Source organism: Euzebya tangerina (assembly GCF_003074135.1).
Lineage (GTDB): Bacteria > Actinomycetota > Nitriliruptoria > Euzebyales > Euzebyaceae > Euzebya > Euzebya tangerina.
The window spans coordinates 2,052,090-2,074,165 of sequence record NZ_PPDK01000001.1 but is presented as its reverse complement, the minus strand read 5'-3'; the positions used below and the strand labels follow the sequence as shown (position 1 = coordinate 2,074,165).

General features: G+C 68.8%; 23 protein-coding genes. 15 read left to right on the top strand and 8 right to left on the bottom strand.

All coding sequences use genetic code 11. The features are described 5' to 3' along the window. The first annotated feature begins 59 nt into the window (after positions 1 to 59). The 3 genes from C1746_RS09585 to C1746_RS09575 are packed head-to-tail and all read left to right on the top strand — an operon-like array spanning position 60 to position 3,110. Positions 60 to 1,910 carry an MFS transporter gene (locus C1746_RS09585; protein ID WP_162867576.1) on the top strand — a complete coding sequence of 617 codons (1,851 nt, stop codon included), beginning with the start codon at positions 60 to 62 and terminating at the stop codon, positions 1,908 to 1,910. 34 nt (positions 1,911 to 1,944) lie between these two features. After that, positions 1,945 to 2,850, top strand: a complete 906-nt coding sequence (locus tag C1746_RS09580; RefSeq protein WP_116714381.1) for a YndJ family transporter — start codon at positions 1,945 to 1,947, stop codon at positions 2,848 to 2,850. Between the two features lie 20 nt (positions 2,851 to 2,870). After that, positions 2,871 to 3,110, top strand: coding sequence for a helix-turn-helix domain-containing protein (locus C1746_RS09575; protein WP_116714380.1), 240 nt, complete (start codon positions 2,871 to 2,873; stop codon positions 3,108 to 3,110). A gap of 26 nt (positions 3,111 to 3,136) precedes the next feature. Here C1746_RS09575 and C1746_RS09570 read toward each other — a convergent pair whose 3' ends face one another. After that, a complete protein-coding gene (locus C1746_RS09570) occupies positions 3,137 to 4,402 on the bottom strand; it encodes a DUF4032 domain-containing protein (protein WP_116714379.1) in 1,266 nt (421 codons plus the stop codon). A 77-nt stretch (positions 4,403 to 4,479) separates the two neighbouring features. Between C1746_RS09570 and C1746_RS09565 the strand changes: the two genes are divergently transcribed. After that, positions 4,480 to 5,193 (top strand): phosphate signaling complex PhoU family protein, encoded by a 714-nt coding sequence (locus C1746_RS09565; protein WP_116714378.1) that lies wholly within the window; start codon positions 4,480 to 4,482, stop codon positions 5,191 to 5,193. Here the strand turns inward: C1746_RS09565 and C1746_RS09560 are convergent, their stop codons facing one another. Continuing rightward, positions 5,194 to 6,096: a Rossmann-fold NAD(P)-binding domain-containing protein gene (locus C1746_RS09560; protein ID WP_116714377.1), complete on the bottom strand. Its 903-nt coding sequence runs from the start codon at positions 6,094 to 6,096 to the stop codon at positions 5,194 to 5,196. A 102-nt stretch (positions 6,097 to 6,198) separates the two neighbouring features. Between C1746_RS09560 and C1746_RS09555 the strand changes: the two genes are divergently transcribed. Next, positions 6,199 to 6,750, top strand: a complete 552-nt coding sequence (locus C1746_RS09555) for a TetR/AcrR family transcriptional regulator (RefSeq protein WP_162867575.1) — start codon at positions 6,199 to 6,201, stop codon at positions 6,748 to 6,750. A gap of 233 nt (positions 6,751 to 6,983) precedes the next feature. Here the strand turns inward: C1746_RS09555 and C1746_RS09550 are convergent, their stop codons facing one another. From C1746_RS09550 to C1746_RS09530, 5 genes are all read right to left on the bottom strand, one after another. Then, positions 6,984 to 8,327, bottom strand: a complete 1,344-nt coding sequence (locus C1746_RS09550; protein ID WP_116714375.1) for a PhoH family protein — start codon at positions 8,325 to 8,327, stop codon at positions 6,984 to 6,986. Positions 8,328 to 8,403: 76 nt separating this feature from the next. Further along, positions 8,404 to 8,940 carry a phosphoglycerate mutase family protein gene (locus C1746_RS09545; protein WP_116714374.1) on the bottom strand — a complete coding sequence of 179 codons (537 nt, stop codon included), beginning with the start codon at positions 8,938 to 8,940 and terminating at the stop codon, positions 8,404 to 8,406. 69 nt (positions 8,941 to 9,009) lie between these two features. Further along, the gene (locus tag C1746_RS09540; protein ID WP_116714373.1) at positions 9,010 to 9,570 is read right to left on the bottom strand and encodes a dTDP-4-dehydrorhamnose 3,5-epimerase family protein; all 561 of its coding nucleotides are present in this window, start codon (positions 9,568 to 9,570) and stop codon (positions 9,010 to 9,012) included. Positions 9,571 to 9,619: 49 nt separating this feature from the next. Continuing rightward, entirely contained in the window at positions 9,620 to 10,432 is an 813-nt protein-coding gene (locus C1746_RS09535) for an isoprenyl transferase (RefSeq protein WP_116714372.1), read from the bottom strand. A gap of 121 nt (positions 10,433 to 10,553) precedes the next feature. Continuing rightward, entirely contained in the window at positions 10,554 to 11,153 is a 600-nt protein-coding gene (locus C1746_RS09530; protein ID WP_116714371.1) for a TetR/AcrR family transcriptional regulator, read from the bottom strand. A gap of 56 nt (positions 11,154 to 11,209) precedes the next feature. Here C1746_RS09530 and C1746_RS09525 point away from each other — a divergent pair, with 56 nt between their 5' ends. Further along, entirely contained in the window at positions 11,210 to 12,079 is an 870-nt protein-coding gene (locus C1746_RS09525; RefSeq protein ID WP_116714370.1) for a haloalkane dehalogenase, read from the top strand. A gap of 18 nt (positions 12,080 to 12,097) precedes the next feature. Here C1746_RS09525 and C1746_RS09520 read toward each other — a convergent pair whose 3' ends face one another. Further along, entirely contained in the window at positions 12,098 to 12,934 is an 837-nt protein-coding gene (locus C1746_RS09520; RefSeq protein ID WP_162867574.1) for a DNA-formamidopyrimidine glycosylase family protein, read from the bottom strand. Between the two features lie 80 nt (positions 12,935 to 13,014). Between C1746_RS09520 and greA the strand changes: the two genes are divergently transcribed. The 9 genes from greA to C1746_RS09475 all read left to right on the top strand — a co-directional run bounded on the left by greA (position 13,015) and on the right by C1746_RS09475 (position 22,002). Next, positions 13,015 to 13,491 carry a transcription elongation factor GreA gene (greA, locus tag C1746_RS09515; protein ID WP_116714368.1) on the top strand — a complete coding sequence of 159 codons (477 nt, stop codon included), beginning with the start codon at positions 13,015 to 13,017 and terminating at the stop codon, positions 13,489 to 13,491. A 114-nt stretch (positions 13,492 to 13,605) separates the two neighbouring features. Further along, positions 13,606 to 15,033: a glutamate-cysteine ligase family protein gene (locus C1746_RS09510; protein ID WP_162867573.1), complete on the top strand. Its 1,428-nt coding sequence runs from the start codon at positions 13,606 to 13,608 to the stop codon at positions 15,031 to 15,033. Then, a complete protein-coding gene (locus tag C1746_RS09505) occupies positions 15,030 to 16,475 on the top strand; it encodes an SUMF1/EgtB/PvdO family nonheme iron enzyme (RefSeq protein WP_116714366.1) in 1,446 nt (481 codons plus the stop codon). Before C1746_RS09510 ends, C1746_RS09505 begins: the two co-directional genes overlap by 4 nt. Positions 16,476 to 16,477: 2 nt before the next feature. Next, entirely contained in the window at positions 16,478 to 17,263 is a 786-nt protein-coding gene (locus C1746_RS09500) for a class II glutamine amidotransferase (RefSeq protein WP_116714365.1), read from the top strand. Next, complete coding sequence (gene egtD / locus C1746_RS09495) at positions 17,260 to 18,240, top strand: L-histidine N(alpha)-methyltransferase (protein ID WP_205711792.1); 981 nt, start codon at positions 17,260 to 17,262, stop codon at positions 18,238 to 18,240. The genes C1746_RS09500 and egtD overlap by 4 nt, the downstream gene beginning before the upstream one ends. Before the next feature lie 102 nt (positions 18,241 to 18,342). Beyond that, entirely contained in the window at positions 18,343 to 18,720 is a 378-nt protein-coding gene (locus C1746_RS09490) for a nuclear transport factor 2 family protein (RefSeq protein ID WP_116714364.1), read from the top strand. Positions 18,721 to 18,730: 10 nt separating this feature from the next. After that, complete coding sequence (locus C1746_RS09485) at positions 18,731 to 19,603, top strand: AraC family transcriptional regulator (protein ID WP_116714363.1); 873 nt, start codon at positions 18,731 to 18,733, stop codon at positions 19,601 to 19,603. A 37-nt stretch (positions 19,604 to 19,640) separates the two neighbouring features. Then, positions 19,641 to 20,756, top strand: a complete 1,116-nt coding sequence (locus tag C1746_RS09480) for a hypothetical protein (protein ID WP_205711791.1) — start codon at positions 19,641 to 19,643, stop codon at positions 20,754 to 20,756. 100 nt (positions 20,757 to 20,856) lie between these two features. After that, positions 20,857 to 22,002, top strand: coding sequence for a winged helix-turn-helix domain-containing protein (locus C1746_RS09475; protein WP_116714362.1), 1,146 nt, complete (start codon positions 20,857 to 20,859; stop codon positions 22,000 to 22,002). Positions 22,003 to 22,076 lie beyond the last annotated feature (74 nt).

The following is a 22,076-nucleotide window of genomic DNA, read 5'->3' as shown; positions in this document are numbered from 1 at the left end:
ATGCGAACGCTGGGTGTGCACCGGACGGCGGTGGTGGCCCTCCACTAGGGTTGCCCGTCGTGAGCGCCACCGACACCCGCAGCCAGGTCCGCGCTTGGATCACCTACGACTGGGCCAACTCGGCGTTCGCGACCACGATCCTGGCTGCCGTCCTGCCCGTCTACTACTCCTCAGTCGCCGGGGCCACACTGCCGTCAGCGGCCACCGCGACCCAGTACTACAGCGTCACGCTCTCGGCCTCCGTGCTGGTCGTGGCGATCCTCTCCCCGGTCCTCGGTGCGGTGGCGGACGCGACCGGGACCCGCAAGCGCCTCCTGCTGCTCTTCGCCGTCATAGGGATCATCGGGACGGCCGGTCTGTTCGGCGTGAACACCGGGGACTGGATCCTGGCATCGGTCCTGTTCGTCATCGGTCGGATCGGCTTCGGCGGCGCCAACGTCTTCTACGACGCCCTGCTGCCGCACATCACCTCACGGGAGGAGCTCGACCGGGTGTCGGCTCGGGGCTACGCCTTCGGCTATCTCGGCGGCGGGCTGCTCCTGACCATCAATGCTGGAATGATCCTGGCTCTGCCGGAGGACAACCTCGGCTTCCGACTGAGTCTGCTGAGCGTGGCGGTGTGGTGGGCGGTCTTCTCCGTCCCGCTGATCCGGCACGTCCCCGAGCCGCCGGGTGAGGGGGACCGGACCGGACGCGAGGCACTGCGTGCGGGGGTCAGCGACGCGATCGCGACGCTGCGGGACCTCAAGCGCTTCCCCGACCTGCGCCGATTCCTGGTCAGCTTTCTGATCTACAACGATGCCATCGGCGCCGTCATCGCCGTCGCCGCGATCTATGGAGTCGAACTTGGCTTCGCGCCGATCGAGCTCACCTTCGCGATCCTGCTGGTCCAGTTCCTGGGCATGCCCTACGCCCTGGTGTTCGGCTCACTGCCGACCGGAAGCGATCCTCGGCGCAAGCGAATGATCACGGCCTTCGTCGTGGCCAACATCGTCCTGCTGCCGCTGACGTCGATCGCGCTTCGCATCACGGGGCCGAGCGACCTGATCGGCTCTGCCGGTCCGACGTTCGCCGACCAGGGCATCGTTGCCCCACCGCCACCGGACGAGCAGAACCGGACGGTCGTCGAGTGGCGGGGTCAGTCGTTGGAGGTGACGTTCACCGCCCAGCCGGGGATGGGCGAGATCCCGCTGACGCTCGACGGCGAGCCCCTGCTGTCCGGCGGCGACCGGGTGGTGATCGACGCCGAGGGCCCTGTTGTGCGGGAGGGCGAGACCATCACCGTGGCCGTCCCGTCGATCGGCGACCACGTGCTGGTCGTCCCGGCGGGTGCAGTGGGCCCGCTCCAGATCGAACAGATCGAGGTGCTGCCAGCGACCCGGACCGCAAGCCTGCCGGCCATCATCGGCATCGCGCTGGCCGTCCAACTCCTGGCCGGGCTCTTCGCCCTGACGGTCGGCCGCGTTGTGGTCGCCCGCTTCGCCGATCGGATGACCACGAAGTCGGCGATCAACCTGGCCCTGATCGCCTACCTCGTCATCGGGCTCTGGGGAGCGTTCCTGGACTCGGTGGTGGAGTTCTGGTTGCTGGCCTGGCTGGTGGCTGTCGTGCAGGGCGGCTCCCAGGCCCTCAGCCGATCGCTGTACGCCCGCCTCGTACCCGACCGGCGCAGTGGCGAGTTCTTCGGGTTCTTCTCCATCCTGTCGAAGTTCGCCTCCTTCGTCTCCCCGTTCGTGTTCACGATCAGCGTCGCGCTGTTCGCCTCCAGCCGGCCCGCCGTCGGCTCACTCTCCATCTTCTTCGCGCTGGGCATGTGGTTGCTCCGCCGTGTTGACGTCGACGCGGGACGCGCACTGGCGGACGCCGAGGACGATGCACTGGCGTCCGATCGCGCCACAGCGACAGATTAATCGATCGATCAATTAACCTGGTAGGCTTCAAGCCATGGTCGCTGTCCATGTGCTTCTGATCCTGGCTCTGGTGGGTGTGGTGCCCTTGGCGCTTCGCCTCACCGGACACCCATCGACCGGGCGTCAAGCCGTGCTCCTGGCCCTGCTCGCGGCTCCCTCCCTGCTGCTGCCGCCATCGCCCTGGGCCGTGCTGCTGGCCGTGCCGTGGGTGGTGTTGGCGGGCGCGACCACGGTCCAGGCCACGGCAGCAACCATCCGCGACCTCAGGGGGAGGCCGGAGCCACACGCCCGCGAAGGTCTGCTGGTCACGGGAGCTGCCGCGGTGGCCGCGACAAGTGCCCCGGCCTACTGGACCGTCGGAGCGGCCTGGTTGGTCCTCGATCGGGCCGCCGCAGACCCGCTGGCGGTCGGCCCCGCCATCGTGACGTTGACGGCGATCCACTTCCACTACGCCGGGTTCGCATCCATCGCGATCCTGGCAGCCACGACGCGACTGCGGGCGGGAGCACGCTCACGTGCGCTCGCCCTGGCCACGATCGGGGTCGTGTTGGGTTCCCCACTCGTGGCCATCGGGTTCGCCGTCTACCGGCCCGCGCAGATCGCCGGGGCCGTGGTCCTGACCCTCTCCCTGTGGCTCTGGGCCGTGGCAGCAGGACCGGTCCGGACCAGCGACCGCAGCCGGCGAGCCCTCTGGGCGCTCTCCCGCTGCTCGGTCTTCGTCGGCATGCCACTCGCGACCTGGTGGGCCATCGGCAGCGTCACCGGCGTCTGGGCTCCGACGATCCCGACCATGGCGCTCACCCACGGCGTCGTCCAGGGAGTGGGCTTCGTCCTCTGCGCCCTCCTCGTCCTCACGCCGATGGCGCAGGAACAGCCACACGAGACCCGAATGTCACAGGGTCATGCTTTCATGGGTACAGTAGGAACATACGTTCGATGAGTTACATGAGAGGAATTCACATGTCTGCCCTTCCCCTGGACATCGGTGACCCCGTCGACACCCCTGTCCGCTCCATCCTCGACCGGCAACTCCTGACCGTCGCGGAGGTCGCTGAGTACCTGCGGGTGTCGGAGATGACGGTGTACCGACTGATCTCGAGCCGCGAGATCGGCGCCACCAAGGTCGGTCGCTGCTGGCGTGTCCCGGCAGACGACCTGATGGCCTACCTGGACGAGCAGCACGTCACCAAGGCGCCGTAGGCGGGCCCCGCTCGAGCGACATCCGGTCACCCGAACCCGATCCACCCGGTCTCGAGCTCCGGATCGTCGGCCACCACAACCCGCTCGGTCGGTGCGTCGGGCAGGATCGTGTCGATGTAGGAGGCCAGCGCGATGTCGTTGCCGACGTCGTGCCCCTCCTGTTCTGACAGGTGCCACTTGTGCCGGAGCACCTCGAGGAACACCTCGACGGGTTCGAGTCGGTCCTTCATGTCGTCGGGGATGGCCTGCTGCATCGGCTCGAAGACCTCGTTCAGCCACCGGAAGGCGGCTACGGAGCGTGGTATCGACCGGCCTGCGTCGCTCTCCGCCCACGACCGGAAGCTGTTGATGTCGTTGAGCATCAGCCGGGCCTGGTTCTCCTGGGCGTGGATGCCGGTCAGGTTGAGCAACTCCCCCGCGTGATGACCTCGTTCCGTGACCAGCGCTCGCATCCGCATCACCCCGCCCTCCGACCCCTCGATCGGCACGACCTCCACCTCATCCACATGGAACCCGAGGTCGTTCAATCGCCGGATCCGCTGATCGATCTTGTACCGCTCGTTCACGCCGACGATCTGCTCCACCGTCAGTTCGTCCCACAGCCGCTCATAGCGGTGGCGCAGTTCGGTGACGACCTCCAGGGGGTCCGGCCCGTCGTCGATGCCGAGCTCCGCGGCCACGTCCATCAGCCCACCCGCCACGTTCATCTCGGTGATCTCGAGGTCGGATTCGCGTTGACCATTCGTCAATGACGGGTGGTGCTCGCCGGTCTCCATGTCGACGACGTAGGCCGTGAGCTCGCCGCCATCGCGCTTCAGCAAGGCGTTGTTCAGCGAGCAATCGCCCCAGTAGTAACCACGGAGGTGGACCCGGACCATCAGCAGGGCCATCGCGTCCAGGAGCTTGAACACCAACTCGGAGGTGTTCTTCATCGTCCCCCAGCGCTGACTGAAGAGGTGGCGGTACGGCAGGCTGTAGTCCAGGTAGCGGGTGATCAGGACGTCGTCCAGGTGGTCCCGGCGGACGACACCGACGCGCTCGACGACGGGCAACCCGTCCTGGGTCATCGATCCGAGCAGCCGGTACTCCCGCATGGCATCGTCGTTCGGCAGCTCCTTCAACGCATAGACGCCGTCGTCCAGCGCCAGGAACTTGACCACGTGGCGATGGGTGCCGCGCGCCACCTCGACCAGCCTGGGGTCGTCCCACTCGTCGAGCGGTGTGACCCAGTCCGGCTCCATCAGGATGGGTGCACTGCGACGAGCGATCAGGCTCCAGGAGCGGGTTGACATACCAGGAGGGTAGGCGCCCGATCGGTGTCCCAACCGCTACTGTCCCGCAAGCCGCCCGCGCTAGGCTGAGGGGGCTGATGGACTCAGACAGCGCGTATGACCCGCTCGCCCGACTTGGCGACGAAGAGGACGACCAGGCCTCGCTGCGATTGGGCTTCCAGGAAGCCCTCGAGGACTGTGATCGGGCCCTCATCCAGGCGGGCGAACTGGTCGCGGGCGCCATCGACCCGATGACTGACGCGTTCCTGCTGGGCGACGCACACACGGCGGCGCAGCTCATCGCGGAAGACCGCAAGGTCGACGTCGCCTGCCAGCAGCTGGAGGAGCGGTGCTTCCTGCTCATCGCCCAGCAGTCGCCCGTCGCGGGCGACCTGCGCCATCTGGTCGCCGTGCTCAAGTGCGTGCAGGACGTCTACCGGTCCGGCGACCTGCTCCGGCACGTCGGTGAGTCGCTCACCTGGATCCACCCCCCGTCGTTGCCGGAGAAGCTGCGCGAGACAGTCCGGCAACTGGGCACGGTCAGCCACGACCTGTTCACCCGCGGCCTCGCGTCGTGGACCACCCGCGACGCACTGGCCGCCAACGAGCTCGAATCCGACGACGATCAGGTCGACCTCCTGCAGAAGGTGCTGCTGACCGACCTGTACACCGGAACGCAGTCGGTGGAGGAGTCCGTCAGTCTGGCGCTGATCGCCCGCTACTACGAGCGGATCGCGGACCACGGCGTCGAGATCGCACGGCAGACGGCCTACGTGGTGACCGGCCAGCGGCCACCGGCCGGCTCCGGCTGATCACGTCGAGCTGAGGGCCCTGTCCACGACCTCCCGGGACTCGGTCAGGAGCTGACGCGCGAGGTCCACAGACCGGGCTTCGTCCGTGGCATCGCGGTGGCCACGCCCAGCCTCGATGTACTGCCCCCGCGAACCGGTCTGACCAGTTGCGAGGTCCGCGAGCCAGGCACCCGCAGTTGCTGCGGTGTTGGCGGCGGGCAGGAGCGACAGCGGCTTCGCGAGCGCGGCGGTCACGCGCCGCCCGAACTCGGGAATCTGCCAGTCGCGCGCCAGATCGGTGTCGAGGACCAGCCCGGGGTCGAAGGAGACGGGGACCAGGTCCGGCTGGTCAGCCCCCAGGGCGGTGACGTGCAGGGCGTTGCAGAGCTTGGAGGTGGCGTAGCGACGCAGGCCCGCCTCCCGACTGCCGTCCAGCGAGGCCGGGTCGGCCATCCGGTGCGCTGACTCGAGCCGTGGCGGCTTGATCCCGAACAGCCGGGCCGTCAGGTCGCCCCGGTGGGTGCTGGAGGCGGTGATGACCACCCGAGCACCCGGCTCGAGCACCGCACGCAGACGGTCGATCAGGACGACGTGGGCCAGGTGGTTGACCGCGAATGTGGTCTCGAGGCCCTGGACGGTGGTCCTGACGCCTTCGGGGATCTGCAGGCCGGCGTTGGCCACGATCGCGCCGATCGGTGGCAACTCACCCGCCGCGACTGCGGCAGCGAGTTCGTCGGCCCATCCGGCCACCGCCTGGAGGTCGGCCAGATCGACCTGATCATCCCGACGGGCACCGGGCGGGGGCCGATTGGTCGAGGACCGGTGGTGCGTGACGAGTGCGATGTCGGAGCGGGCGAGGAGGGCCTCAGCGGTGACCCGCCCGAAGCCCGAGGTGGATCCGGTCATCACGATGGTCTGCGGCATTCGAGGCACTCCCAGCTGAGCTCGTCGATGGTGGACAGTGTCCATCATGACATGGAGGCGCCATAGTGCACACTGTTCATCAAGGCCTGTAGAAAGGTGCGTGTGGCTCCCCCCACCAAGCTCGATCGGGCCGGCATCGTCGATGTCGCGCTCCAACTCGTCGACGACGAGGGGTATGACGCCCTGGGCGTCCGTGCGGTCGCCCGTCGACTGGACGTGGCGCCCAACGCCCTGGCCCGTCACGTCGGTGACCTCGAGACCCTGCGGGGACATGCAGCCGAGCGTGTGTTTCGCGAACTCCTCCATCACGTGGAGGACGCCCGCACCCGTGTCACCGGTCCCGTCGAGAGCACGATCGCCATCGCGACCGGTTACTTCGGCTACGCCGTGACCCGGCCGGCCCGGTGGCCGCTCGTGGCGATCGGCGCCAAGGGTCCGAGCGGGAAGGCTGGATACGCCTCCCTGGTCGACAACGTCGCTGCCGCGTTGACTGACGAGCGGGATCCGGTGCAGGTGGCGATGGCCGTCTGGGGGGTTGCCCACGGCACAGCTGGTCTGGTCAACGAGGGGGCGTTGGATGCCGCGATCGCCGCTCGCGCCGTTCGTGCCGCCGTCCGCGGAATCCTGCTCGACGACCCGGCGACCACGACATGACTGCCGTTGCCCCTCCGCTCAGTGTCCGGGGAGGTGCCTGCGACTCCGGCTCACGCAGGCTTCCGGACCGCGCTGCTCATGGCTGCCGCCCGCAGAATCCGATCGACGCCCAGGCGGGCCGCAGCTGCGGGCGGGGAGCGGCCGCAACCAGTCCCGGTACAGCGGGAAGACCGTCGGACGGCCGCCGGTGTGCCGGCCACACCACGACCAGGGCTGCTCGGTCCAGTTGGCCATCAGAACGTCGTGGCAGCCAACTCGGCCAGCGGGGACCGGACACCCTTGGCCATGGTCACGTGGCCGAACAGGTCGGTGCCCTTGAGCTTCTCGATCAGGGCCGACATGCCGCCGTGTGGCGAGATGTAGGGGTTGTCGACCTGCGAGAGGTCCCCGCAGAACACCACCTTCGACCCGGCCGCCATCCGGGTGAGGATCACCTTGAGCGTGGGCAGTTCCAGGTTCTGGGCCTCATCGACGATCACGTACTCGTCGGTGATGGAGCGGCCGCGGAGGTAGGTGATGGCCGCCATCTCCAGCTGACCCCGATCGAGGAGTGAGTCGACCATCCGTTGGACGTGCCCATCGGAGTTGAAGGTCCCCTTCGCGAACGGGCTATCGGCATCCTTGCGGAACAGCGAGTAGAGGTTGTCGTGGACCGCAGCCATCCAGGGCGAGAGCTTCTCGTCCAGATCGCCCGGCAGGTAGCCGACCTCCTGGCGGCCCACGGCGACCAGGGGCCGGTACACGCTCAGACGTCGGTAGGAGCCGCGCTCCACCACCTGCTCGAGCCCGGCAGCCAGGGCCAGGAAGGTCTTCCCCGTGCCGGCCATGCCCATGAGCGACACACACGGCACGGCCGGATCTGTCAGCAGGTCGAGCGCAAATGTCTGCTTCACGTCGCGGGGCTGGACCCCGAACGCCCGCGGCGAGCCGAGGACCCGCTGCACGGTGATGCGCTCGCCCGCGATCTCGGTGACCCGGCCGAGGCCCGAGCTGGTGGCGGACTTGAGGACCAGGCACTCGTTGGTCCACAGATCCGGGTGGTCGACAGCCTCGAGGAATGCCTTGCCGTCGGTGTGCAGCGTGTCCAACCAGTCGCCACCGACACTGAGCTCGGCGATGCCGGTGTAGTGGTGATCGACGTGGACCTGATCCGCGCGGTAGTCCTCCGACGCGGCAGACAGCTGGGCCGCCTTGATCCGAAGGGCGGCGTCCTTGGTGACCAGCGTGCCCCCCAGGGCGACCGCAACCGCCAGGATTCGGTTGTCGGGCGTGCTCGGGTCCAGGTAGTGCGGGAGTTGCTGGTCGACGTGGTTCGCCTCGATCCGCAGGGTCCCTGACCCCGGCAGTGGTGCCGGCGACACCAGGCCGTCGGAACTGGTCGCCGACACCTCCTCGATCAGCCGGATCGCCGTCCGCGCGTTGCGTCCCACCTCGTCCATCCGGGTCTTCTGCCGGTCCAACTCCTCGATGACCACCAGTGGGAGGACGACGTCGTGCTCGTCGAACCGATAGATCGCGCGAGGATCTGCCAGCAGTACACAGGTGTCGAGGACGTAGGTGACCCGGGACGGGGACATGTCAGGCCTTTCAGCGTGTGCGGATATGAAGTTGGGGAAGCAGGATCGGGGGCGGCTCGGCGGTAGGTGTGATCGGCTAGCGGGCTGGGGGGTGGTAGATGACGTCGGTGCAGACGGTGTCGGTGAAGGTCAGGGTGAAGCGGGCGGCTTTCTTGCACCGAACATCGGTCAGGTCGAGGGAGTCACGGCCGACGAGGACGGCGACGAGGGCTGGGATCACATCGCCGTGGGAGCAGCACACCACTCGCTTCTCGCCGTAGCTGGCCACCAGCTGGTCGATGAACGACACCGCCCGGCCACCCAGCCAGGCCGAGGTGACCCACGCGTCGCCGCCATCGTGGACCGGCAGGTTGACCACCTCGCCAAGCTCCTCGGCGTCGACGACGTGCACACCCATGGCATCTGCCAGGGGATCGAGTGTCTGGGTGCAGCGGACCCAAGGGCTCGAGAACAGCTTGGCGATCGGCGGTCCCGAGTCGGGCAGCGCCGCGGCGAGTGCTCGCGCCTGATCCATGCCCGTGTCGGTCAGCGGTCGTTCCCGATCCGGTCGCCCCCACCAGCGATCGCGGCTGTGTGCCTTGGCGTGTCGGACGAGTTCGATGGTGGTCTTCACGGTACGGCCCGAGCCTAACCGTGGGAGGGGTTGGAACCGGGCAACCGCCGCACCCCTGAGGCGTGGGGACTAGCGGAGTCGCGGGTGGTCGCCGAATGTTTCCCTGAGCGTCGGATTCTGTTTGTCCTTCTCGCTCATGACGGGCTCCTCGATGGGCCACTCGACGCCCAGATCGGGGTCATCCCAGGCGACAGCGGGCTGGACGACGTCGGGCTGCCAGTAGCCCGAGACGTCATAGAGGTAATCGACCGGTTCGGTGCCCAGGGTGACGAAGGAGTTGGCCAGCCCCTCCGCGATGAACAGGCGGATCCGCTCACCCTCCGGCGGCTCGCCGAGCATGAAGGTACGGACCTCGCCGAAGGTCGGGGACTCAGGACGGATGTCGGCGATGGCCGCCATGGCGAAGCCCCTGACGACGTAGACCAGCTTGTCCCAAGGCTCGGCGTGGAAGCCGCGCAGGACCCCCGGGGCGGAGTGGGAGTGATTGCCCTGTCGCAGCACGACCTCGCGGCCGAGCGCGTCGGTGAGCTCCCTCACCTGGTAGGTCTGGCGGAAGAAGCCCCGCTCGTCGCCGTGAGTGTCCCAGCGCACGACCAGCAGGCCAGCGATATCGGTCTGTTCAACAGGCATGGCGGGGAGGGTAAGCGCTAGCGCCCGAAGCGCCGTTCCATTCGGCGCGCTAGCGCCCGAAGCGCCTCGACCGGCTCTGGAACTCGCGCAGCGCCCGGAGGAAGTCGATGCGCCGGAAGTCCGGCCAGTACGGGTCGCAGAAGTAGAACTCCGAGTGAGCGGACTGCCACAGCAGGAAGCCCGACAGTCGGATCTCGCCGGAGGTCCTGATGATCAGATCCGGATCCGGGGTGCCGGCCGCGTACAGGTTGGCGCTGATGTGGTCGGGGTCGAGGTTGGTGATGATGTCGTCGATCGACTCGCCCAGTTCGGAGCGTTCACGGAGGTGGGTCCGCAGCGCGTCGGTGATCTCCTGCCGGCCGCCGTACCCGACGGCGATCTGGACGTGCATGCCCGCACCGTCTGCCGTGGCCTCGGCCGCCTCCTTCAGCGCCGTCCGCAACTCGTCCGGCAACGCGTCCAGCGCGCCGATCCCGCTGACCTTCAAGCCCGGCCAGCGCTCGCGCTGCTGCACCAACCCGGCAACGCTGTCGGAGATGATCCCGACCAGCTCAGACAGCTCCGCCTCGTCGCGACCGAGGTTGTCGGTCGAGAGCAGCCACAGCGTGACGTAGGAGATGCCCAGCTCGTCGCACCAGTCCAGCAGCTCGGGGATCTTCTCCGCACCCTTGCGATGGCCGTCGGCGGCCGTGGACAGCCCGCGCTCCCGAGCGAAGCGTCGGTTCCCGTCCAGGATGACGCCGATGTGCTGTGGCAGGTCGTCGCGGCGGACGACGCGCTCCAACTGCTTGCCGTACAGGCGGTACAGCAGACCACCCACCCGGGGGGCGGTGGCGGGGGCGGCGTTGGCGGATCGAGGCATCAGTGGTGCGTGGCGGGTGCGCGCGGAGTGTACGACGCGGCTTCGTCAGCAGCCGGCTGGCCAGGTCACCCCGATGCCAGACCGGGGCTTCGCGGCGCTGCGGCACGCTCTCGGGATCACCTCACATGCGCAGCAGGCGGGCCAGGGACGCCAGGTGGTCCCCCGCCGCGGAGGCTCCAGCGGTACTGGCGATCAGGTTGGCCCCGAGCACCCCGGCCACGAGGGCAGACGCCAGGTCGGCCGCGCCGTCGGCATCGAGTTCCCCGTGATCGACGGCTCGGCTGACCGCGGCCGAGAGCGCCTCGCGCAGCCCGTCGAGGTAGCGAGCCGTCGCGTGAGCGTCTCGGTCGCCGCGGCCCATGGAGTTGACGATGAAGCAGCCCGCAGGGGTCTCCGCCGAGGCCAGCATCCCGGCCAGCCTGTCGAGGAACGCCTCGATGTCGGTGACCCCTCGATCGCCATCGCGCAGCGGCGCGAACAGCCCAGCCTCGACGCGTCCGACGTAGGCCTCCGCGGCGGCACGGTGGAGCCCACCCTTGCCCCCGAAGCTGTTGTAGAGGGAGGAGCGGTCCACGCCCGTGGCGCGCTCGAGATCCGCCACGGTGGTCCCGCCCGCGCCTGCGGGCCAGAAGGCGCGGAGGGCGGCGTCGATGACCGCAGGGCGATCGAACGACGGCGGTCGCCCTCTCGCCGGGAGTCCGTCCGTTGCATTTTGCACCATGCGGTGTAGATTACCGGCCACTTTCACAACGATCGTTGCAAAAGGAGTGATCGGCGATGACGACCACGGCGCCTTCCAGCCACCGCACCCCCGTACTCGACTCACACATGCACCATGTGGAGATGGGTGAGGGACAGCCGATCGTGCACCTCCACGGCAATCCGACGTCGAGCTACCTGTGGCGCCGCATCCTGCCGTCGAGTGCCCGATACGGGCGGGCGATCGCCCCAGATCTGATCGGCTTCGGCCAGTCGGGCAAGCCTGATCTCGCCTATCGCTTTGCTGACCACGAGCGGTACGTGGACGCCTTCATGGATGCCCTCGCCCTGGACGGAGTCGTGCTCGTGCTGCACGACTGGGGTGGGGCGCTGGGCCTGTCCTGGGCCCGCCGCCATGCCCACCGGGTTCGGGGCATCGTCGTGATGGAGGCCGTCGTCAAGCCCGTCTCCTGGTCCGCCGCGAACCTGCAGGAGCGACTGCTCTTCAAGGCGATGCGCCACCCGCGCATCGGCGACTGGCTGAACGTCCGCAACCGCTTCTTCCTGACCGTGGCGATGCCACGGATGACCGCCCGCACGCTGTCCGGGGAGGAGCGCGACACCTACCTCGCGCCCTTCCCCACCGCCGAGAGCCGCCGGCCGATCGCCAGGTGGCCGCGGGAGATCCCCTTCGACGGCGAACCGGCCGACGTCCACGAGGTCGTCGCAGCCAACTACGACTGGTTCAAGACCTCGGCGGTGCCGAAGCTGCTGCTCCACGCAGACCCCGGGATGATCTTCAAGACCAGCGAGGTCGCCCTGATCGCCGACGGCGCGACCAACCTGACGATCCGCCCGCTCGGCAAGGGCTTGCACTACGTGCAGGAGGACGTGCCGGAGGCGATCAACAACGAGGTCGGGCGCTGGCTGGCGGACCTGCCGTCCTGACGTCCGCGTGAGCGACGGCTACTTCAGGAACTTGCTGGTCGTGTTGTCTGCCAGCACCTTTCCGCCGGTCTGGCAGGTCGCGCAGTAGCACACCGTGTACGCGCGGTACTCCACCGACCGGACCTCGTCCCCACACACGGGGCAGGGCTCACCGGTGCGGTTGTGGACACGTGACGGTCGCTCCTTCGACGAGCTCATGTCGTCGCGAGCCCGCTCAGCTGCCAGCGCATCGTCGATGGCCGCGCCGGTGGCCTCGACGATCACCGCGGCCTCCTCCTCACCCATCGAGGCGGTCTGGGCGAACGGGGAGAGCTTGGCCCGGTGGCAGATCTCGTTGGCCAACATCCGACCGACGCCGGCCATGATGCGCTGGTCGCGGAGGAAGGTGTGGAGCCGGGCCGAGTGCTCGCCCAGCAGCCGGGTCATCGTGGGGACGTCCACCTCGTCGGCCTCGGGCCCGAGATGGTCGAGTGGCTCCTGCTCCTCGGGGGTCCCGCGGACGGCCCAGACACCGGCCTTGCGCTCGGTCCCCGCCTCCGTGAGCAGCCAGGCGCCGTCGCGCTCGAAGGACCAACGGACCATTCCCCCTCGCGGCTTCTTCGCCACCTTCGGATCGGGCTTGAGCCGCCCGCCTTGCATCAGGTGCACCACGTGGGCCGTCGTCCCGAAGTCAAGGATCATCAGCTTCCCACGCGTCCGCACGTGATCCAGCCCCGTCCCGACCGCGCCGTCGATAGGCGGGTCGAAGGTCTTCAGCGTCGAGAAGCTGATCAGCTGCACCTTGCTGAGGGTGTCCCCCGCCAACGCCGCCGTCATCCGTTCGGCGTGGGCGCGGACCTCAGGCAGCTCGGGCATGCCGTCCATTCTGCCAAATCGGTCCACTGCTGGGCCTCGGACGAGGGCGTCTGTCGCTCACTCCACCTAGACTCCGGCTGATGGACGAGAACACTGAAGTGTTGACCCAGGACGCCTTCGAGCGGCTGCAGGCTGACCTCAAGTACCGGTCCACCGAACTCCGCGAGGAGATCACCAAGCGGATCGAGGTCGCCCGTGCGCACGGCGATCTCAAGGAGAACGCGGAGTACCACGCTGCCAAGGACGAGCAGGGGTTGAACGAGGACCGGATCCGTCAGATCGAGACTCGTCTTCGCAACGCCACCATCAGCGAGGTGGACGTGGCCTCCGGCGAAGTCGCCGTCGGGATGATCGTCACCATCGACGACGACGGCGACATCGAGGAGCTCTTCGTCGGCTCGATGGAGGACCGTCCCGAGGGAGGGGTCGACGTGGTGGGCCAGACCAGCCCCATGGGCCGAGCGCTGCTGGGTGGCAAGGTCGGCGACACCGTCTCCTACGTCGGACCCACCGGGGCCACCTTCGATGTGACCATCAAAGAGGTTCGCGCCCCGTAGCCAGTTGATCCGCAGATCATCTGGTCGCCAGCCGCCGTTCTCCTGGCGACGGAACAATGGGACCGGCACCTGGGTTTGACCCCGCAGGCCATGCCGACTAGCCGGAGGAGATCCGTGGGCCAGCACGACCTGCCCGCCAGCCGTGCGGCCCTGCGATCCCTGATCGAGGCAACCTTCCACGCCGACGACGCGACACCGCCACGAGGTGCAGACGGCGCCATCGGGCTCGAGGTGGAGTTCTTCCCGGTCACCCGGAACGGCGCTCGACTGAGCCTGGTCGACCTCACACATCTGCTGGACGATCTGGCCGGTGTCCAGCGGGAGGGTGCCCGCCCAGTTGGGGTGGGTGGACTTCCCGCCCCCAGGGGCGAGGAAGTCCACCCACACGGACCGGGCCACATGCCGGTCTGGCACACCGCGTCCGGTGGCCGACTGCTCCCCGAGCCGGGCGGGCAGGTGGAGTACGCCGGACCACCGAGGACTGGCGTCCGAGCGGCCATCGCCGACCTGAACGAGACCGTCCAGGCGCTGGCCGCCCACGCCGGATCACATGGCGTGGCGCTGCTCTCGGCCGGCCTCGACCCCCTCGGCAATCACGTCGAGCAGCAGCTGACGGGCACCCGCTACCCGGCGATGCACGCCTACTTCGGGCGACGCTCGCCGCACGGACACCTGATGATGACGGGCACCGCGTCGATCCAGGTCAACCTCGATCTGGGCTCGGGCGAGACAGCCGCGCAGCGCTGGAGGGTGGCGCAGTTGGTCGCCCCGCTGGCCACGGCCACGTTCGCCAACAGTCCCGTCCCCGGTGCCATCAGCGGACGTGCGGTGGTCTGGGGCGCCCTCGACCCGACCCGGACCGGCATCCCCTCGGCCTTCGTCGCCTCCGACCTGGACACCGAGAACACCAACCCCGTCGACGTGCTGCTCGATGCGGCCCTGTGCGCTGATGTCGTCCTCGTGCGGCGCAACGACCGGGGGAGCACCGGCGAACCCGGCTTCACCTTCGAGCGGTGGCTGGAGGAGGGGCACGAGGTGCACGGACGCCCCTCGATGGCCGATGCGGCAAACCATCTGACCACCCTCTTCCATGAGGTCCGCGTGCGACCGGGCGACCACGGAGGGGTCCTCGAGATCCGCAGCGTCGATGCGCTGCCGGCAGCGTGGCGTTCGGTGCCGGCCACGCTCTACGCCGGCCTGCTCTACGACGAGGAGTGCCGCAACGTGGCCCAGCGGGTCATGGGGCCGCACCAACGCTCGCTGCCCGAACTGCTGGACCGGTCGTCGCGGCTCGGTCTGTGGGACCCGCAGCTGTGTGCCATGGCGGTCGAGGTGTGGACCACCGCTGCACGTGCTGCTCGCCGGCTCGGGTCGGCCACGGTGTCACCGTCCGAGGTCGCGGTCGCGGAGCAGTTCCTCGACACCTTCACGCTGCGGGGACGCGCCCCCTCCGACGTGCTCCGCGATGCCCAGGCCAGCGGTCCGGCCGCCGTCATGGACGCCTGTGCCGAGCCGTTGCTCCTGACCGGAGGCTCCCGATGACCGCAACCGACATCCATCCGCTCCGACGCCACCTCCGACAGCAACTGCACGCCGGACGGCAGTGGACCTTCACGCTGCTCGACCCGCTGGACGACGAGGAGATGGCCCGCCAACCCCACCGCATCATGTCGCCGCTGGTCTGGGACCTCGGCCACATCGGCAACTTCGAGGAGCTGTGGCTGCTCAGGGGGCTGGGCGATCACTCGCTGAGCGATCAGCGCCTCGACACCGTCTACAACCCCTTCGACAACCCCCGCTGGACCCGGGCCGACCTGCCCCTCCTGCCTCGGCGCGAGGCCACCGAGTACATCGCGGAGGTTCGTGGTCGCGCGCTCGACCTGATGGCTGACGCCGACCTGGTCGACGGTGACCCGCTCGTCCGCGACGGGTTCGTCTACCACATGGTCGCCCAGCACGAGGCGCAGCATCAGGAGACCATGCTGCAGGCCCTCGACCTGCGCGGAGAGACCCACGGCGACGACGCCGAGGAGTTGGCCGACGCCGACGACCCGAGGCTGCGGATCTACCTGCCCGCAACGAGGCGGGTCCTCCGCTCGGCACGGCAGGTCGACGACCTCCAGACGGTCGTCGTGCCCGCCGGCCCCTTCGCCCTCGGCGCTCCGGACCCAGCCGATCTTGCTCCATCGGCGCCCCGGGCGGCCCGCGATGCCGCGGTCGCCGCCTACGACAACGAGCGCCCGCGGCGCACCGTGTCCGTCCCAGGGTTTGCGATCGACGTGTTCCCGGTGACGGCCCGGCGATTCGCCGCCTTCGTCGCTGACCACGGCTACCGCAACCCGGACTGGTGGAGCGAGCGCGGGCGCGAGTGGCTGAAGACCGAGGGCCACACCGCCCCGCAGGGCTGGTATCAAACGGCCGACGGTGAGTGGGCGATCCGACGCTTCAACCGCGTGTCGGCGCTCGATCCACGCGAACTGGTGGAGCACGTGACCTTCTGGGAGGCCGAGGCCTTCGCCGCCTGGGCGGGCGGACGGCTGCCGACGGAGGTGGAGTGGGAGAAGGCCGCGGCTCACGATCCGGCGACCGGCTCCTCCCGTCCCTATCCCTGGGGCGATGTGGCTCCGACCCCTGACCTGGCGAACATCGACCGGACGCTGTGGGGGCCCTCACTGGTCGGCAGTTACCCGGACGGTGCCAGCGCGTACGGCGTCGAGCACCTGCTGGGTGACAGCTACGAGTGGACGAGCTCTGATTTCGAGCCCTACCCCGGCTACCGGACCTTTCCCTACCCCGAGTACTCCGAGGTCTTCTTCGGCGGCGACTGGAAGGTCCTCCGCGGCGCGTCGTGGGCCACGCGAGCTTCGGTGGCCCGGTCGACGTTCCGGAACTGGGACCACCCGTACCGCCGGCAGATCTTCTCCGGCGTCCGCGTCGCCTACGACCTCCGGGACGGCCGGCCGGTCCGGCCGCAGGTGCGCTAGAGGTGTGTCGGATAGCTGCCTACGTCGGCCCGACCCGGCCGCTGGCCACGCTGCTGTACGACCAGCCACACGGTCTCTCCGAGCAGGCCTACATGCCGCAGGAGATGGTGGGGGCCCACGTCAACGTCGACGGCACCTCCATCGTCTGGTTCGACCATCGGCCGGACCCGACCGGCGCCGTTGATCCACGCCCCCTGCGGTACCGGACGACGGCACCGCCCTGGGCCGATTCGCAACTGCTGGACCTCGCCCCGCGGCTCGGTGGACCGGTGATGCTCGGTGCCGTCCGCTCCGCGACCGCGGGCATCGGTCACGGCACCACGTTCGTCCACCCGTTCGTCGCCGGCGAGTTGGCCGGAACCCACAACGGGTGGATCTCCGGCTTCAGGCAGCACGTGGCACGAGACCTGGTCGCCGAGCTGTCCGACGAGGCCTTCTCGACGCTTGACGTGATCGGCGACTCAGCCGTGCTCTTCCTGCTGGCGGCCGACGCCCACCGCGCCGGTGCGGGGCTCGTCCAGGCGGCAGAGGAGGCCACCGACCGGGCAGCCAAGATCGTTCGAGCGGCCGGCCAGACGGCCCGACTGACGCTGGCTCTGGCGGACCACACCGGCATCGCCGTCGTCAATGCCGTGGTCGAGGAGCAGGCCAACTCCCTCTACGTCCATCGTGCCGAAGACCACACCTACGTGGCCTCCGAACCACTCGACCCCCGACTCTCGTGGCGCCGCGTGGCCGCCGGGGAGGCCGTCGACGTATCCCGCGCCGAACAGGAGCCGAACCCGTGACCGACTTCTCACTCACCCGCATCGCCGTCGATGAGGACTACCAGACCCAGATGGGCCGGGATGTCCGGGAGGGACTGACCGCGACGCCGAAGACCCTGCCACCGAAGTACTTCTACGACGGTTCCGGCAGCGACATCTTCGTCGAGATCACCGAGCTCGAGGAGTACTACCAGACGCGTACGGAGACGGCGATCCTGCGGCGCATCGCCTCGCAGGTCATCGCGGACGTCCGGCCGGACGAGCTGGTCGAGCTCGGCTCCGGGGCCAGTGAGAAGACCAGGGTGCTCTTGCAGGCCATGCGTGATCGGGGCGACGGACGGGTGCTGTACGTGCCGTTCGACGTCAGCGAGGACGCGGTCGTCGGGGCGGCCGAGGCGCTGCAGGCCGACTACGAGTGGTTGGATGTCCACGGCATCGTCGGCGACTTCGACCACCATCTGGGTCAGGTGCCACGCACCGGCCGTCGGCTGGTCAGCTTCATGGGTTCGACCCTCGGCAATCTCGAGCCGGTCGCGCAGGTGCCGTTCCTGCAGAAGGTGGCGGCAATGCTGGCACCCCACGGAGACGACGCGTTCCTCCTCGGCATCGATCTGGTCAAGGACCCCGAGGTGCTGGTGCGGGCCTACGACGACGCCTCCGGTGTGACCGCAGCGTTCAACCGCAACGTCCTGCACAACATCAACGCGACGCTGGGTGCCGATTTCGAGCCCGAGCAGTTCGAGCACGTGGCGACGTGGCGTGAGGACTACAACCGCATCGAGATGTGGCTGCGCGCGTCACGGGCGATGGCCGTTCACATCAAGGACCTCGACCTGGACGTGACGTTCGAGGCAGGTGAGGGCATCTTCACCGAGATATCGGCGAAGTTCACCCGTGAGTGCATCGCCGACCGGCTTGCAGCCGCTGGTATGACGGTCGACCGCTTCGAGACCGACGAGCGCGGCTACTTCGGCGTGGTGCTGGCCCGACGCTCCTGACCAGCGGCCGCGCGTCACACATCGGCACAAACGGTCAGAGGCAGCTCCTCCGGCCTCCATACGGTGCGGTGACACACCCACCGAGATGACAAGGAGTGCCACATGCCCACCACACGCACCACCGACGCCCACCAGGTCTGGGAGCGCTACAGCCAGCTGTGGTCGATGACGGACCCGGCGGAGCGCGAAGCCGCCATGGTGGAACTCCTCGCCCCCGACTGCGTCTACACCGACCCGACGACTCGAGCCACCGGCCACGCCGAGATCGGGGCGTACATGGATGACTTCCAAGATCTCCTGCCCGGCGGTGGGTTCGAAGTGACCGGCTTCGCAGCCCATCACGCCCAGTCGCTGGCGGAGTGGAACATGGTGGCCGCGGACGGGACCGTTGCGGGCACCGGTGCCTCCCACGCCACCTACTCCGCTGGCGGCATGCTGACCTCGATGACCGGCTTCTTCGACGTGCCGACCGACGGCTGAAGCTCGGACCGTGACCGAGCTCGCCCGGCAGATCCAGGCCGCCGTCGACTTCATCGAGGCTCACCTCCACACCAACCTGGATCTGCGCGAGGTCTCCCGGGCTGCCGCCATGGGGCACAGCACGTTCCAGCGGTCGTTCCGGGCTGTGACCGGCGAGACCGTGAAGGCGTACGTCCGCGCACGTCGGTTGAGCCACGCCCTCGATCTGCTGGAGTCGACCGATCTGCGGATCCTGGACATCGCCTTCGCGGCGGGATACGAGACGCAGGAGAGCTTTGCCCGTGCGTTCAAGTCGGTCATGGGCATGACCCCGTCTGCCTTCCGTCACGGCCACCGCGCCCGGGAGGTCCTGCGGCGCCCGCCCATCAACCTCGCGTACCTCAGTCACGTGACCTCCGACGAGATCTCTACGGTCCCGACTATCCAAGACCGCCCGGCGATGACGGTGGTCGGCCAGGCCACGCGATATGACCTGGGCGATCGGCAGCGCAACACACTCGGGGTCAGCCTGGCCGACCTGTGGGCCGGCTTCGTGGCCCGAGCTGAGGAGGTCGCCGGTGCCGACACGGGGACGATGATCGGGCTGATCTCGGATGAGGAGCACAGCGGGGAGGGACTCGAGTACGTCGCCGGCGTCGACGCCCCACTGGCGTCCACCCCCGCCGGGATGGTGCGCCGTCAGGTACCGGCGGGTCGGTGGGCGGTGTTCGATCATCGTGGCCTTCCGACGGACCTCGACCACACCATCGACTACATCTACGGCTCGTGGTTGCCTCGCACTGACGAGCGGCACAGCAGCGGCCCGGACCTCGAGATCTACGGCCCCGCGTACCTGCCAGACTCCGCCGCCTCCGTCATCCGGTACGCCGTCCCGCTTCGCTGACCCCGCCCTGTCGCAGTCAGGTGGCAGACTGCGGCCCGTGCTTGCCCTCCGAGTCCTGGCTGGCGTCTTGGGATGCGCCGTCGTCGTCGGTGTCTTCATGTCCGCCCTCCGCACGGTCGTCCTGCCGCGGGGCGAACCCGTCCGCATCGTCGGGCTGGTCTTCCAGACCGTGCGGGTCCTGTTCAATCTGGGCGTGGGGACCCTTCGAACGTTCACCGCTCGGGATCGCTTGATGGCGCACTACGCGCCGGTCTGCCTGCTCCTGCTCCCCCTGGTCTGGTTGACGATCGCGTGGTTGGGCTTCGCGCTGCTGTTCTGGGCCATGCAGGGCGGCTCGTTCGTCACCGCGCTGACCGTGTCCGGGTCATCGCTGACCACGCTCGGTTTCGAGCGACCCGACGGGTTCGGCCCGATCCTGCTGTCGTTCCTCGAGGCCGCGATGTCCATGTCGGTGCTGGCGCTGTTGCTGGTCACCTACCTGCCCTCGATGTACGCGGCGTTCAGCGAGCGCGAGCACCAGGTCTCGCTGTTCGAGGTCTCCGGTGGCATACCACCGAGCGCCGTCGAGATGATGATCCGCTACCACCGCATCCGCGGGTTCGGCGAGACGGAGACGGTGTGGCTCGAGTGGGAGCGGTGGTTTGCCAAGCTTGCGGAGTCGCACACTGACCTGCCGGCGCTCGTCTTCTTCCGCTCTCCGGACCCGCGGCACTCCTGGGTGAACTCGGCGGGCGCCGTGCTCGACGCAGCCGCGATGGTGGCGGCCGTCGTCGATCTGGATCGCGCCGGCCTGGATGAGCACGGCTTCGAGACCCGGGACGGGCAGATGATCCGAATGCCCCGAGCGGAGATCTGCATCCGGGCCGGCTTCCTGGCGCTCCGCCGCGTCGCGGCGTTCATGGACCTGCCGGTCAACCACGATCCTGCGCCGGATGACCCGATCTCGATCACCCGTGAGCAGTTCGATGAGGCGTGGGAGGCCATGGACGAGGCGGGTGTACCCCTGCGCGAGGATCGGGACCAGGCGTGGCGCGACTGGGCTGGATGGCGCGTCAACTACGATCAGGCGCTCCTCGGACTGGCCGAGCTCACGGTGGCCCCGCCAGCGCCGTGGATCGACTGCGATCACCTGGACCGACTGGTGACGGCGTGAGAGCTGCTGATCTGCCGCCTCGCCGCCGCCACGGTGCACGATCGGGGCCAGACCAACGCCTGCGGGCGTTTCTGCACGATCGTGACCTCGGGACGCGGCCATGCGCCGTCTGACGCGGTCTCAGGCGCGGCGCGCCACGATCGCCGCGCTCGGGCTGGCACGCCCGCGCCCCAGCGGGCGGATCGACTCGCGGCACTTCCGCCGGGTCTACGGCGATGTCGGCGTCGTCCAGATCGATCCGATCAACGTCGTCGCGCGAGCGCACCATCAGGTGTTCGCCAGTCGGCTGGGCCCCTACGACACCGACGCTCTGGATCGGTACATCTGGCGGTCCGGTGAGGTCTACGAGGGGTGGATTCACGTCGACGCCACCGGCCCGGCCGAGCTGTGGCCGCTGCTCGCACACCGACGGGCGAACACCACCAGCTGGCGGGGCTGGCGAGCTGGGAACGAGGAGAACGCAGCCTTCGTCGATCAGGTGCTGGACGAGATTCGAGACCACGGCGAGCTGACGGCGGCGCAGCTGTCAGACACCGGCGGCCGTCACCCGACCTGGGCCGGGCAGTCCAGCCGGTCGCTCGGGCGGGCGGCGCTGGACTACCTCCACCACCGCGGTGACCTCCTGATCAGCTGGCGGGACGACCGGATGACCTGTCACTTCGATCTGGCCGAGCGGGTGCTGCCGGCTGCGATCATCGAGGCAGCGGTGCCAGCACCGGACGCGGCGCAGAAGGACCTGCTGGTACGGGCGATCCGGGCCATGGCCGTCGGCACGGCGGCCGATGCGGCCGACTGGCACCGGCAGCACGTACCCACGGCCCGCCGGCAGATGGAGGAGCTGGCGGACGCCGGACGCGTGGTGCGGGTCGACGTGGAGGGGTGGGACCAGCCGACGTACGCCGACCCGGACCTGGTGATCCCGCGCCGGGTGGACGCCGCCGCACTGATCAACCCATTCGACCCCCTCGTGTGGAACCGGGAGCGCACCGCCCGCCTGTTCGACCTGGAGTACCGCATCGAGATCTACGTGCCGAAGGAGAAGCGGCAGTACGGCTACTACGCCCTGCCGTTCCTGCTGGGCGAGGAGCTCGTCGCACTGGTGGACCTGAAGCTGGACCGCACGGCCGGTGAGCTGCTGGTCCAGCAGTTCACACCGCTGGTGGCCGGGATCTCACCGCAGACCCAGGAGGTCCGGGCGGAGCTGGCGACGTGGGGAGCGTGGCTGGGCGCGTCGTCAGTCGTGTGATCCGACACCTAGGGGTCTCACCCGACCGCCCTCGCTAACGAGGCACTAACGGCGCATCGACCACGCTACGCTAC